The following is a 14,703-nucleotide window of genomic DNA, read 5'->3' on the forward strand; positions in this document are numbered from 1 at the left end:
CTAGTGGATATTATCATAAATTATTTAGATACAAAATCACCACTTATTAAATATTGTTATTGTGGTATTCATTCTGTAAGTGATTTCAAAAATTTTATTTACCGGGTTTGTTCTCAACGAGAATATCAGCTTGATAAGAAACATTCAAATTATTCAGTGCTCACTTATTCTTGTATTCAGAAAATCAATAAATATTGATTTTGCAGTGTCATGTTATGTCTAAACTGGCCTTATTGAAAGGATTGTTGGAATAAATGCAATCATTGTGAAATTCTCATCTCTTGTAATTAGAAACTTTACAAGAGATGAGAAATGTGAAACCATGCATAGTCAGTTTTGAATTCATGTTCAATATGAAAATTTCTCAAGCCAAATCGTATAAAATACTATTCGTTGTTCAGAGATTGTCTGATTTTGTTGAGATGAAGAGGGCATCTATCGGTTTGAAGCAATTTGGTTATCAGTGCCATATACTTTTTTGTGGTGTTGATTCAACCAACCATGATTTAATTGTTCTAAAAGAAATTGAAAAAAGCATTAAGCAGGGTGAGATTGACGGGGTAGAAATTCCCCATAAGGAATTGTCAATAGTAACTGAAATATTAAGCAATAAAACACCGCGGAAGAAAAGAGGCACGACTGTAAGTGCCAATTCTCAAAAGAGCACTAAAAAAAAATCTGATTGGATAAAGAAATTATATAAAATTTTCGGATGTAGGCGAGTAAAAACAAAAATAAAAAAAATTATGGTTTTGCTGTCTTTTACATATACAAGATTTTTTATTCTTACTTGTTTAAAGCGCATATCCCTATGTAAGGTATATCGATATTACAGTAGTAAATATCATTATTATAGAGCCAAATATTATCAATTTAATGATCAATTCAAACAAATTAAACTGATGGGTTACCAATATAAGAGTAAATATTTTCAATTTGTTGAAATTATAAAATCAGGCCAATACAAATTAATTGTTTTGCCCGAAGATATAGTAGGTAAGGTAACTCCTTTAATAATAAAATCAGGACATACATTAAAAATTCCCAGTTTAATTCTTCCTTATACAATTGCAAACCAAAGTGAAGCATTTCAGGCACTAAAAGATCGAGATGAGTTTCAAGTAAACTATGATACCTGTAACAAACTATTCGGAATTTTTTTTCGTTCTTGGGTAATGAAAGATGATAATAGAAAGGTTCTAAGATTGCCGGCAGGACATGTGTATGGACATATTATAACCGGAACCTCACCTCCTGATCCATGGATGATGAACAGTGGATATGCTAATGTGATAGCTATCGAAAACGAGAAAATGTTTGAATATTATCGTAATAGTGGAATACCTGTTTCTAAAATGAAAATTACAGGTGCTTGTTATGATGATAATTTGGCTTATTATTACTTGAATAAGGAATACGAAAGAAAAAAATTATATCAGGAATTAGGTATACAAAGTGATAAACCTATATTCTTGCTCGGGGGTTTTCCAAATCAAATTACAGCTAATCCCCCTCGTTTTGATTTTGCAGATGCAGAAGATGCTGTAGATTTTATTGTAGATTGTGTAGAAGTATTTAAAAAGGATTATGAAATTATTTTTCGCCCTCATCCAAACTATCTGGAATTATCTGATCTTTTTGCGAAAAAAAATATTTTGATTACTCAGATAGATACTACTCGATTAGTTGCCTTGTCTGATATTTATTTGGCTTTTGCGTCTGCGACGATCCGTTGGGCAATATCTTGCGGTATTCCAACTATTAATTACGATATGTTTTATTATGATTTTTCAGATTATAAAAATGTGCAAGGCGTTCTGAACGCGTGTACTAAAGAAGAGTTTAAACTGGCTATAAATACCATGAATCAGCCGGAACATTTTATAGCTATTAAAAAACAACTGGATACAGAAAAAAGAAAATGGGGTAATTTGGATGGAAAATCCACTCACAGAATTAATGAGTTGGTTAGGGATTTAATTCATCTTAAAAAAGTACCTCGGAAAGCGTATTAACTTTTTAGTAAGGGTCAGTATGAAGAGTTTAAGTGTTGCAATAATAGGTGCAGGGCGAATGGGCCGCGAACATATTAAAGCGTTCAAAGCGATACCTGGGGTTCAAGTAGTTGGTCTATTAAGCAGAACTTATGAAAAGGCTGCTGCTTTAGCAAGTGAGTTTGGTATTCCTTATGTTGTAGAGACAATTGAAGAGTTAAATAAACAAACTGGCGCTGATTTAGTGGTTGTAGCAGTTCCTGAGCTTGAGGCCAATCAAGTCGCTAAAAAATGTTTTCAATATCATTGGGCCGTACTCCTGGAAAAGCCAGCCGGATATGACTTGATGGATGCTCATGATATTGCTGAAGCAGCATTAACAGCAAACGGTCCAATCTATGTGGGCTTGAATAGAAGATTTTATTGCAGTTCAGTACAAATTCGTAAAGATCTTGATTCAAAGAGCGCTGATAAGAGATTTATCCATATTCAGGATCAACAGAGTTTTGAAGAAGCGAGATCTTGTCTGCACCCTGAAAAAATTGTGCAAAAGTTTATGTATGCTAATTCAATCCATACCATCGATTTAATTCGATTTTTTGCAAGAGGCGAAGTAACCAAAATAGTTCCGGTTGCGCCCTGGAAAAAGGAGCAAACAGAAATCGTAATCAGTTATGTTGAGTTTGATAGTGGAGATCGTGCATTATATGAATGCATTTGGAAAGGACCAGGTCCTTGGGCATGTAGTGTAAGTACGCCAAGTATTCGTTGGACAATGCAGCCACTTGAAAAGGCCCGCTATCAAAATGCCAATGAAAGAATCGTCCATGATTTAACATTGGATGATATCGATCAACAATTTAAAGCGGGATTTTATAAACAGGCTGAAGAAGTTTGTAAAGGGGTGCGTGGCCAAGAGAGCCATGCGATATCCTTGAAAGACAGTTTAAAAACGATGGATTTGATTTATCAAATTTATGGTGAATAACTACAAACTGTTAAGAATTGCCTTACAAATTTTAAGTGTTATCCCCGGCTTTGAGCCGGGGGAGACAATCTTACCCAAAGATCTTGGAAGTAATATGCGTAAAGAGTGGCATGGAGATTTTTGAAAGCTCACTAGAATTATTAATACATACCCAATCTAATGAAATAGTTTGATTAATATCGATGATTTTATGAGGTTATGTATTGATTTTGTGGTCCGTTCAAATTAATTTACAACAACATTAATACATGTAAATTCATATTTTGTTTAGGACAGAATTGGTAAATTGTATTAGCACAAATTATTAATGAATATTATTGGAGATTCCATTTAATGATTACTTATCCAGGAGAGGTTAACCTTGCTAAATACAAACTTGATAGTAAACCGGAAGAGGTATTTTATGGTTTACCGAGTGATGTTATGTTTTGCAGTAAATGCACATACAGCAACCAAAAGCCTAATTCAGAAAAAGAATATAAACATACCATTAATGCCAAGAAGCCTACTATTAATTTTGATGAAGAGGGTGTTTGCTCTGCTTGCAGAATAGCAGAAAAGAAAAAAGGGATTGACTGGGAACAAAGAAAAAGAGAATTAAAAGAGTTATGCGATAAATATCGAAGTAAAACGGGTCATTACGATTGTCTTATTCCTGGCTCAGGCGGGAAAGACAGTTTTTACACTGCGTATATGTTAAAATATGAATATGGAATGAATCCCTTGACAGTGACTTGGGCTCCCCATATTTATACTTCTTGGGGGTGGAATAATTTCCAGGCATGGATACATGCTGGATTTGACAACTATCTGTTTACTCCCAATGGCCAAGTGCATAGATTGCTTACCAGATTAGCATTGGAAAAGTTATATCACCCATTTCAACCTTTTATTCTTGGTCAAATGTACTATCCACCTAAAATCGCAATGGATTTGAATATTCCATTAGTATTTTATGGAGAAAATCCATCAGAATATGGTAACAATGCCAAGGAAAATGAAAAAGCGACGAAGGATATCAGTTATTTCACCGCGAATGATATTTCCAATATTTATCTTTCTGGGATATCAGCGCTTGAATTGAAGGAAGAGTTTGGTTTAACTGAAGTAGAGCTACAGCCTTATATTCCACCTAATCCTAACAGGCTTGTTAAGAAAAAGATAGAGGTACAATATCTGGGATATTATTTACCATGGCATCCGCAAGAGTGTTATTACTTTGCCGTAAATCATGGTGGATTTACCCCTTCTCCTGAAAGAACGGCAGGCACTTATAGTAAATACAGTGGTATAGACGATAAGATTGATGATTTGCACTACTACACCACCTTTATCAAATTTGGAATTGGTCGAGCTACTTACGACAGCTCTCAGGAAATTCGTAATGGGGAGTTGGTTCGTGAGGAGGGAGTTGCTTTAGTAAGGCGTTTTGATGGTGAATACCCGGAGCGTTTTGAAAAGGAAAATTTTGAATATTTAAGCATTGATTCAAAAAAATTACCCATAGCGGCTAAACAGTTTGAGCAACCTAAAATGGATAGGGAATATTTTGAGAGATTGACTAATCATTTTAGATCACCGCATCTTTGGGCATTTGATAATGGACAATGGGTATTAAGGCATCAGGTTTTTTAGTACCTTAAGATCCATAAGATGTCCTTAAGTCTCTAAGTCCTACAGCTTGTCTACAAGATCCGCTTTAAGGATCTTGCAGACAAGCCGTAGTAGTAATCGATACAATAAACTTCATATGAATTGTTATAAAATATCAAGGACATGAGTTGATTAATCACTGCGATAAACCAAACATTTTAGCTATTATTCCAGCACGAGGAGGCTCGAAGAGATTACCTCGTAAAAATATACTGAATTTAAGAGGTAAACCTCTGCTGGTGCATACTATACTTGCTGCCAGGCATTGTGATTTAATTACTGATGTTGTGGTGTCAACTGAAGATGATTTGATCTCCAATGTTGCTTTTGGCGCCGGAGCAAAGGTTATCGATAGACCATTGGAGTTAGCTGGTGATACAATATCAAATGAACACGTTATAAAGCATGTAATAAAAACCTTCAGTGAAACCAGCTACTTCCCTGACTATATTGTTTTATTGCAGCCTACTTCTCCATTAAGAACGGCATTTCATTTAAAACAATGCTTAGAACAATACTTAGCATCAGAGATGAAAAGTGTTATTAGTGTTTGCAAAGTTGAACATCATCCTGGAAAATGCATTCGTATTAAAGATAATCAGGCTTTGCCTTACACTTGTTTGGATGATGTCGAAAGAAGAACTCAGGACCTGGAAGAAGTATATAGGCAAAATGGAGCAATTTACGCTTTAAAAACAACAGATTTTCTTGAGCAATTAAAATTTTATCAGTCTCCTTGCCTACCCTATGTGATGAGTATGGAAGACAGTATTGATGTTGATAACAAGCTTGATTTGCAATTTTGTGAATTTTTGCTTTCGGAAAAAGAAAAACACGATAAGGTTAATAATCATGTCTGCTAACTATCAAAATTTTCAACATTACATCACAGAGGGATGGTCAAAAAACCCCAAGGAAATTTTTAAATTCCTCGATTTCTTTATTGCCCAAGAAAAAAGGAATGCATCCATTTCTTTGCTTGATGTAGGTTGTGCTACTGGTGAATTAATTTATTTTCTTTCTGATCGCTATCCCCAATTTCGCTATACAGGAATTGATGTTTTTGATGATTTGATCGAGCAGTGTAAAAAGTTACAACCGGATAAGGAATTTTTAAAAGCTTCAATTCTGGAATTACCTGATAGTTTATACCATCAATTTGATATTATTACTGTAGTCGGAGTTATGTCCATTTTTGATGAATCCGAATTACAAATATTCTTCTCAAATTTATTTAAAGCTTGCCGTCCGGGCGCAACAATTTACATATTGTCGCCTTTCAATGAATTTGGCGTCGATTGCGAAATAACTCACAGAAAAAGAAAGAAAGGTGTCAAAGGAGATTGGGAAAAAGGGTGGAATGTATTTAGTAAGGAAACCATTGGAGAATTGATACAAAACCAATGCAATCAATGGAGTTTTCATCCTTTCAGAATTCATTTTGATTTGCAACCGAAAGAAGATCCTGTTCGGACCTGGACTATGAGAACTGAAACAAATGAAAGACAACTTACTAATGGTTTAAAGCTGTTAATTGATCATTACTTATTAAAAATATCACTCTAAATTTATGAGGATACTATTGTGGAAAGAGAATTTAAACTTGGGAATTTTAATGTCAGCACACAAAGCCCACCAATTTTTTTAGCAGAAGTTGGAAGCTATTTCAATGGTAATTATCAACTTGCCAAAAACATGGTCGAGTCGATTATAAAAGCAAGTGCAATGGTTCCAAAACAACCTGTTGTCCTAAAAACAGAAATTTTAAATGACCCTGAAATTTGTCTTCCTAGTGATCTTTTGGAAACTTATACTTCCAAAGATGGTCAAGTTAAAAAAGAGAATTATAGAGAGCTGATCGAGCGTAAGGCGATGCCTTTGGAAAAGTATGAACAATTATTTTCTATTGTTAGAAACGCATCCATGCCGTTTATAGTGTCTGTATATGATTTTACTGCAGTAGATTTTGCAACTCGACATGGTGCCTGTGCATTAAAAATTGCATCTGCTAACATAGTACATATCCCTTTAATTCGTTACGCAGCACAAAAAGGCTTGCCTTTAATTATTGATACGGGCAGATCAACTATTGCTGAAGTATTTAACGCGGTTAATACGGCACGAGTTGCTGGCTGTGAAGATATTATTATTCAACACAGTCCAGATGGGCATCCTGCGCTACCTGAAGCACATAATCTCAGGCTTTTACAAACTTATTCGCAGGCATTTAATCTTCCTGTTGGTTTGTCTGATCACCATAATGGTCTGGAAATGCTGTATGCATCAGTTGCATTAGGCGCTTCAATTTTGGAAAAAGGGGTTCATGTATATCCTGAAGAGCTTGATCAAGATATTTCTCATTCGATGAGTCTGGATGACTTACCTGATGTTTTGCAAAAAGTATATGATGTCTGGGAATCTTTGGGCAGTACTGAGCGTAATCCAAGACAGCAAATCAAAGGGGTGATTGGTAGCTCACAACGCCAATGTGTTGTAGCAAAAAGAGATATCCAACCTGGTGAAACACTTTCATTAGATAATGTAAGATTTGCTTTTCCATGTCTTGGTATACCCGTACAACACTGGGATTTAGTTAATGGAAGCTGTTTTACTTCATCAGTAAAAGCAGATAAACCCATTCAATGGTCTGATATTAAAAGAAATGATTCTTAAAAACCCGACTTGGCAGACCCTAATTCCTGGCCTGCCTGATTATGTGCCTCTCGATTCTAATCAGGCAGAGAGCCTATTAGGAAAAGTGCAGTTGAGTGGCATTGTCTATCAGGTATGTTTTGAAGATCAGTTATCTAACTTTTATTTGATTAAAGAATGGCAAAGCGGAAAAAAGTATTTTGTTAAATGCTTTCAAGAGGAGCATTTTGAGCATTATCAACAAGCCGAACATTTAGCTCGATGGTTACAGATACAGGGAGTAAATACAAACTCTGCTTTGTCATCAGACTTGAAGAGTTATTACCTCTATCCATTTCTTGATGGGGATAGATTAAATTCGTCAATTGTTGTTCTCAAAAAACTGGGAGGCTCTCTTGCTAAAATGCACAAGGCACTCAGAAATTATCCTTTACAAGAGGGTATTATCACTAGAACAAATAACCGAATATGGAAGTTAAATGAAATACGTGAACAAATTACGAAAGGGTTAATTAAAATCGGTCCATTTCCTGATTATGTGAGAAATTTGGCTTTAAATAGTGATTTGAATTTTACCCAAGGCGCTGATTTTCAAGCCATACACGGCGATTTACATCCCGGGAATATGATGCTGGTTGATGGGGATGTCTATTTCTTTGATTTTGAGGATGCTCTCCACAGTTATTTGCCATTAATTTATGAATTGGCATTGATATTAGAGCGTATGGTGTTTATAAGATATGAATCGATTGATTATATTCTGGAATTAGGAAAACATTTTATGGTTGCCTATCTTGAAAACGGTGGTTCTTATTCGTATCAGGAAACAGACAGGTTTGCTTTATCAACAATTGCTCTTCGCTCATTATGTGTTCTGACATTATGTGAAATGGAGGGTAATATCATATATGAACAGGAGTGGCGCAAGTTTTATACGCTATCTGAACTAGCTAAAAAGTTGCAAACTACTTTTAACAAAATTCTACAGGTGTAAATTTATGTCCAGAAAGCGAATTCTGGTATCATCCAGGGATGTCGGGGCTGCTATTAATATTATCGAAATTGTAAAGTTAGCCAAGTCTAATCCTGACTGCGACTTTTTTTTATATATTCAACCTCCTGCAGCCCAATATTTTAGTAATCACAATTTAGAATATGAGTTAGTACCGAATTATATTGCGAAACAGCAAGACAGTGAGGAAGCGAAACTTATTTTGAATTATGCTGGCGAAATATTGGAAAAAATAAAGCCTGATGTTATTTTATGTGGTTTATCTACACCAGGTGACGCTGGTATTGATGAGGCATTGATTACAGTTGCCAAGAATACAATTCCAACAGTAGTGATGCAAGATTTCTGGGGGGAAGTTAATGATTTTTTCGGTGCTTGTGCAGATTATTATTTTTGTTTGGATCAAGAAGCAAAATTTTTAACGGAATCGTACTACCTATGCCAGGCAATTGTAATTGGGTCACCGCGTCATTCTTGGTATCAATCTCTTAATATGGAAAAATTAAAAATTGACTTACGCAAAGAAGTAGATTTATCTCCATCAGAATTAGTAATAGGATTATTTGGGCAGTCATTACATTGGCTAGCTGGTTATCAAGAAATTTTATCCGAATTTCTTTTATCTCTTCATCAAATTCAACCCGACGCTACTATTCTTTATAGACAGCATCCTCGGGAGAGTCAAGAGCAAGCACAGACTACTATTAGATTATTAGAAAAAACTAATTTGAAATTTATTCAACATACACACAATAAGGTTGAATATTCTTTAATACTATGTGATCTTGTCTGTAGCATTCTTTCTAATTGTCTGTATGATAGTAGCTATCTAAATTTCTTTTCGAAAAAACCATTGATTACCCCCATTGCCTTATGTTACAAAACTGATATCCTACAACACCTAAATAATTTTAATATGATTTCAGGTTCACCTTACAAAGCAAAAAAATTAGCTTTTATTTGTGATACTCAAAGACCTGATGACAATTTAATAAAATATCTATTGAGTGTTGATAGTCGAAAAGATTTTTGGTTGGCTAGCAAAAATTTAGAAAACCCGAAATATTCAGCTGCGAGGGCTCTAGATAGTCTTATGGAGATAGCCAAATAAAAAATTTTAAAATTATAAAGTTCATTACTAGAGATTTGCTTATTAAGGGAAAGGAAATTTTATATGGCTTTAACCATATTTAAAAAATTAATTCAAAAGTTTAATACACCTGATAAAAATTTGAAAAACAGGCAGTCAATTTTTATATTTATTTCATCATATACAAGTGCTCCAGTACTTTCGATGCTAGCAGCTGGCTTAATTGATGAAAAGGAAAAAGTTTTATTTGTAATCCAAAAGAAAGATGATTATTTGATTAATAAGATTAAGTTTTTTGTGCCTGGATTTACGAATCAGTATTTGGTAATCGACGAAGAAACTCAAAAAAATATTTCATCACTGTGTAATTCCAAAGTTTCCTTCGAAGAGGTTTCCAAAAAATATAGTCAATTTGATTTTTCATTGGATACCTTTAAGGCTTTATATGAAAGTCAACTGAACGAAATAAATATCTTAATGAAAATACTAAGTCAGCATAATCCTAAATTACTTGTTGTGCCTGAAGATGGTATATCGGGAAATTTTGCTTTAATCAAAGCGGCATTATCCTTGGGGATCCCTATATTAGATTTGCCATATGGCTATGGAAGCCATCGTGATCTAGAGAATGCTTTATATGAAAAACAATTAAAGGAAAAATTATACAATACAGAAGAGGGTATAGGAGCATTAGTTAAAAAATATTATCCTCAATGGGTTAAAAAGGGAAAGTTTGAAGGATGCATATTATTAAACCCTCACTTTATAGTAGTGCTTGAAGAGTTAGGGATATCTGTTAAAAATGCATGGACTATACATGGCGGCTATGCTGATAAATTAGCTGCAGAAAGTCAGACAATGTATAATCATTATCTAAACGAGGGGTTATCTAAAGAGAAAATTATCTTAACAGGAACTCCATATTGTGATTATATAAAAAAAGTTATTGATTCTAATATAGATTATAAAAAGGCTTATTTAAATTCCAAAAAAATATATAAAAATACTACTTCAATACTGATTTGTTGGCCGCCAAGTTATCATAATGAAAGAGGGCATTTATGTGAGTATTCCAGCTATGAACAGCTAACAAAAATGGTTCTTAATCAGTTAGCTAAAATTAAGAATGCCAGAGTTACTCTCAACCTTCACCCAGCAGTGCAATCTCAATTTTTGACCTTTATTAAAAATACTAATATTAATATTAGTAAAGAATATATTCTTGATGAAATCCCGAAACATGATATTTATATAAGTTGTTATTCAAGTACTATAAGATGGGCAATTGCTGCGAGGAAGCCTGTAATAAATTATGATTTTTACAATTTCAATATAAAAGATTATTCTGAGGCACCAGGTGTATTAAGAGCAGAAAATAATGAGAAGTTTAATTTATTGCTAAACAAACTAATTACAGATGACCAATACTATCAGCAGATAGCCTTACTACAGAAAGGAAGCTCCTCTGATTGGGGTATGATTGATGGGCAAAATTTTGCTCGAATATATAATTTAATTAAAAAATTGACTTGTGAACTGAGATATGACTATGTTTGAAATTGGGCTTAAAGATATTACTGTATCTTCAGACTTTGATTTGCATGAAGTTGAAAGTGTTTTGCGTAAGTATGGAGCAGCTGTACTGCCAAGGTGGTTGAATACTGAAAGCATAAAGAAATTATTTGAGGATTGGTACGCAATTCGTGAGTATAGAAACAAGGACGAACTCGAATGTGTTCAGAGAGCTGGGGGTAATGTAGCTGATTATGCTGCATTATATCGTAATAAATCGGGGCAAGAACAATTTAAATCAGTTAATCAAATTTTTAGTCATCCTAAAATTATCCAAATTGTGGATCGAGTTATTGGTAAGCCAAATTTATTAAATGAAGAAATTTATCTTACATTAGATATTGGTAAAGATGAAGAAATAGCTCCATCACATTTCGATAAAACTTGGAATCTAAAGTTTATGATTTATCTTGAGGATATTTTAGAGTCAGGTTATGGTGCTTTTGCGGTACACCCAGGTAGTCAATTAATAGCAAGAAAGAAATTTAGAAGTTGGTTTGAAATAAACTCAGTTAATGGTTTCGTTGAAATTGGTACAGCTTCCTATTATGAAATGCCTAATGAGCATATCCCTGAAGATTTAACAAATTGTGTAGAAATACTAGCGCCGGCTGGTACTTTAATCATTTTCAATACTGATGTTTTTCATCGAGGAAGTTATCTTAAGAAAGGTGCTGAAAGAAAAGTGATAAGAGGACATGCTTGTCCTGGTTACAAAGCTCCAGGAATAGGTGATAAAATTAGAAAAAATTCAAGACAATGGGTTAGAGGAGAGCATTGGGAGTTGTATGGAAAAGTGTATAGTCGGTTTTCAAAAGATGGATTCTTGGAGTGGAGGGAATATAATAAAATGATAAAGGAAATGGCATAAAAGTAGAGGATTAGTCGTTCTCTAGTGTTTCTGATATTAAATACAATACATTAGCTATATTTATACACAATAGTTGATATGTGAAGATAAGTAGATATAATTTTATCTATCAGATATTTTTCTTACTTATGGCATTTTTTAAAATATGCTGTGCTTTATTAAATGTATTCTTGATTTGTTTAAAATTAGATACTTTCTTTCCCAAACGGATATAAATATTATTATAATGGTTTTGCTACCTTGCTAAAATAAAAATTAGATATTCAAGTTAAAAGGATGTATATGACAAAAAAAAAGAAAGACCCGGTAATAGCAAAATTAACCAACATATTTACTGATGGGGATGCTCAAGACAGTCATATAGGCAAACGTCTTTTAAATATGATTCGTACGAGTCAGCAGATTGTAACTCCTCCTTTTCCTCGACAGATTCAGGTAGAGACAACAAATATATGTAATCATGGATGCCAGTTTTGTGCATATACTCTAATGGAACGTCCTAAAAGACAAATGGATCCAAACTTATTCAAACATCTTGTAAAGGAGGCTTATGAATGCGGTGCACGTGAGATTGGTTTATTTGCTGGAGCAGAACCTTTGACTTGCAAATGGATAGTTGAATACATATCCTATTGTAAAGATCTTGGTTATGATTATATGTATATTTCTACTAATGGTTCAATTCCAGATCAAGATAAATTCAAAAAGGTACTTGATGCTGGGTTGAATTCAATCAAATTTTCAGTTAATGGTGGAAATAGAGAGGTATATAAGACAGTGCATGGAAATGATCATTTTGATCGGGTTATTGATAATATCAAATACGTTAGCTGTTATCGTAATCAGGTTGAGCAAGATGTCTACTTAGGGGTATCTTTCGTTGGCATGGAATCTTCTAAACATACATTTGATGAGTTAAAAGAATTAATTGGTGATTATGTTGATGAGGTTATTTATTATGAAGCTTCAAATCAATCAGGGCAAATGGATAATTTACCATTACCGCCGTATCGTGATTGCCACCTACCTTTCAATAAGTTACATATCAGTCGCGAAGGCTATTTAAAAGCATGTTGTAATGATTATGAAAATTTATTAGCCATAGAAGATTTAAATGTTATGTCAATTAAAGATGCATGGCAAAGCAAACGTTTCCAAGAGTTACGAAAAAAACACATTGAAAACAAATTAGATGGTACTTTATGTGGAAATTGCATCAGAGGCTCGAAAGAAAAACCCTACGCTATAAACCCACAACTCTTGCATACTAATACAGTAATTGAAAAGACTCAAACATTAAAACAAATTCCTGTCATGGTAGAAACCACTAACTAGGTAGCATGAAAAAACTGTCTATAAAGGACATTTTAGGAATTTGTTAGATAACTAAACATTTAGTAAATTATGATTTAAAGATTGTTAGTTTCGAATAGTACAAGTGGTACTTAATTTGTAGTAAGTTTCTGATTATTGTAGCCATTCAGTGCTTCAAACAAAGTGTAGAGGGGTATTAACATTCGACATAATAGTTGTGGATGTATAATAATGAGCATCCTAAGTCGCTATTGGAGGAATTTACTCCAATGGCTGTATGGGTAAATTCTAACTAGAAGTGCGATAGATAAAAATACTTTATATGTATGTAATCTTAACTCTTATTAGATTGTTCTATGGTGTAGTACTCCCCGCTAAAACCAGTTTAGGAGGGCAACTCCATATGGTTTTTATTTTATTAGTTTAAGCTACATTTCTAACTTAAGTATTTTTTCAACAAGGGGAGCATGTACTGCGTAAATTTTGTTGCACCTAAGGCATTCATATGATCTGGATCAAAAACTTGCCACTGCCTGGTACTAAAATCTTCATCAATCCATGCCTTAAGTAATTTATCATCAGACCATGAGTGATAGGGGTAATTATCTACTAGAAAACGATTAAGAAAATATATATTTTCAAAACCCGTTGTTAAAGTAACATCATCAATGAGAATAAACCCCATAGTTTTGATTTTAGCTGTGAAAAGATGAAATTCCTGCAACTGAGCTTCTGTATAATGAGAAATAAGCCATTTACTTTCAGGAATATATACAAATATTAATTTAATAGATTGCTCATTCGCTAATTTTTTTAATTTATGAAGAATATTAGTTGGTTGTATAAACTTATTATGAGTTTTTATTATTTGATTATAAAAAAAATTAGTAGAATGTATGCTCTCAAAATGGTTCATAATTATTTTATCAATCTGATCATTTTTTATTCCATCCAAATTTGCCTTTAATCGCTCAGATTTTTCTTTAATTACTTTTCCATCATTAATAAATTGGGGTATTTTTTTCCAGTTACCTTTAAATAAATTCAAAAGGTTTTCTTGAGGTTTTATAATCTCGGTAAATAAATCTCTAGCCCAAGTAATTTTTTCATTTCTGTTCTCGTCTTGCCATAACATTCTTGGTGATAAACCGATAACTATTGACTGAGGGTGCAAATTTGCATTCTTTAGCATAATAAGTAAATCAACCATAGATTCAGGGTAAGCTCCAGAGACAGGGCATGCTCCTACAGTTTTATTGAAAGATTTTTGAAGTAGATTGTAATCCCACCCAGCATAAGTGTGAGAGTCACCAAAGAAAATAATATCAGGTTTCCGTTCTTTAATAGTTCTACAGCCCAATAAAGTATCCCTTAATGTATATAAATACTCGTTCTCGTATTTTGATATCATGTTATGTACATAAAATTCTTCAAGTCCTTGCGAAGTAAAATTATTTTCTCTAAGTTTAATAAATTCTAAAATGCATATGATCCATATGATAAGAATACTAAATAGAAAAATATACCTTGTTAGTTTAAGAGCAGTCATTAAACCCT

The 14,703-nt window shown here is 33.5% G+C and carries 12 protein-coding genes; 11 read left to right on the top strand and 1 reads right to left on the bottom strand.

What is annotated here, in order from left to right; translation table 11 throughout:
• The first annotated feature begins 314 nt into the window (after positions 1-314).
• From CC34_RS0102650 to CC34_RS0102705, 11 genes are all read left to right on the top strand, one after another.
• Complete coding sequence (locus CC34_RS0102650; RefSeq protein WP_028379112.1) at positions 315-2,015, top strand: hypothetical protein; 1,701 nt, start codon at positions 315-317, stop codon at positions 2,013-2,015.
• A 19-nt stretch (positions 2,016-2,034) separates the two neighbouring features.
• Positions 2,035-2,982: a Gfo/Idh/MocA family protein gene (locus CC34_RS0102655; RefSeq protein WP_028379113.1), complete on the top strand. Its 948-nt coding sequence runs from the start codon at positions 2,035-2,037 to the stop codon at positions 2,980-2,982.
• A 333-nt stretch (positions 2,983-3,315) separates the two neighbouring features.
• Positions 3,316-4,617, top strand: coding sequence for an N-acetyl sugar amidotransferase (locus tag CC34_RS0102665; protein WP_028379114.1), 1,302 nt, complete (start codon positions 3,316-3,318; stop codon positions 4,615-4,617).
• A gap of 146 nt (positions 4,618-4,763) precedes the next feature.
• Entirely contained in the window at positions 4,764-5,498 is a 735-nt protein-coding gene (locus CC34_RS01000000116120) for an acylneuraminate cytidylyltransferase family protein (protein WP_050598188.1), read from the top strand.
• The gene (locus CC34_RS0102675) at positions 5,488-6,201 is read left to right on the top strand and encodes a class I SAM-dependent methyltransferase (RefSeq protein WP_028379115.1); all 714 of its coding nucleotides are present in this window, start codon (positions 5,488-5,490) and stop codon (positions 6,199-6,201) included. Before CC34_RS01000000116120 ends, CC34_RS0102675 begins: the two co-directional genes overlap by 11 nt.
• An 18-nt stretch (positions 6,202-6,219) precedes the next feature.
• Entirely contained in the window at positions 6,220-7,308 is a 1,089-nt protein-coding gene (locus CC34_RS0102680; RefSeq protein ID WP_028379116.1) for an N-acetylneuraminate synthase family protein, read from the top strand.
• The gene (locus CC34_RS0102685; RefSeq protein WP_028379117.1) at positions 7,298-8,281 is read left to right on the top strand and encodes a phosphotransferase enzyme family protein; all 984 of its coding nucleotides are present in this window, start codon (positions 7,298-7,300) and stop codon (positions 8,279-8,281) included. The genes CC34_RS0102680 and CC34_RS0102685 overlap by 11 nt, the downstream gene beginning before the upstream one ends.
• 4 nt (positions 8,282-8,285) lie before the next feature.
• Positions 8,286-9,410: a glycosyltransferase family protein gene (locus CC34_RS0102690; protein ID WP_028379118.1), complete on the top strand. Its 1,125-nt coding sequence runs from the start codon at positions 8,286-8,288 to the stop codon at positions 9,408-9,410.
• 63 nt (positions 9,411-9,473) lie between these two features.
• The gene (locus CC34_RS0102695; protein WP_028379119.1) at positions 9,474-10,946 is read left to right on the top strand and encodes a hypothetical protein; all 1,473 of its coding nucleotides are present in this window, start codon (positions 9,474-9,476) and stop codon (positions 10,944-10,946) included.
• Positions 10,939-11,832, top strand: coding sequence for a phytanoyl-CoA dioxygenase family protein (locus tag CC34_RS0102700; protein WP_028379120.1), 894 nt, complete (start codon positions 10,939-10,941; stop codon positions 11,830-11,832). The genes CC34_RS0102695 and CC34_RS0102700 overlap by 8 nt, the downstream gene beginning before the upstream one ends.
• 282 nt (positions 11,833-12,114) lie before the next feature.
• On the top strand, positions 12,115-13,167 hold the full coding sequence (locus tag CC34_RS0102705) for a radical SAM/SPASM domain-containing protein (RefSeq protein ID WP_028379121.1): 1,053 nt from the start codon (positions 12,115-12,117) through the stop codon (positions 13,165-13,167).
• A gap of 415 nt (positions 13,168-13,582) precedes the next feature.
• On the opposite strand, the gene CC34_RS0102710 is transcribed toward CC34_RS0102705, so the two are convergent.
• Positions 13,583-14,695: a hypothetical protein gene (locus CC34_RS0102710; RefSeq protein WP_028379122.1), complete on the bottom strand. Its 1,113-nt coding sequence runs from the start codon at positions 14,693-14,695 to the stop codon at positions 13,583-13,585.
• Positions 14,696-14,703: the final 8 nt, after the last annotated feature.

The organism is Legionella pneumophila subsp. fraseri (assembly GCF_000586315.1).
Lineage (GTDB): Bacteria > Pseudomonadota > Gammaproteobacteria > Legionellales > Legionellaceae > Legionella > Legionella pneumophila_B.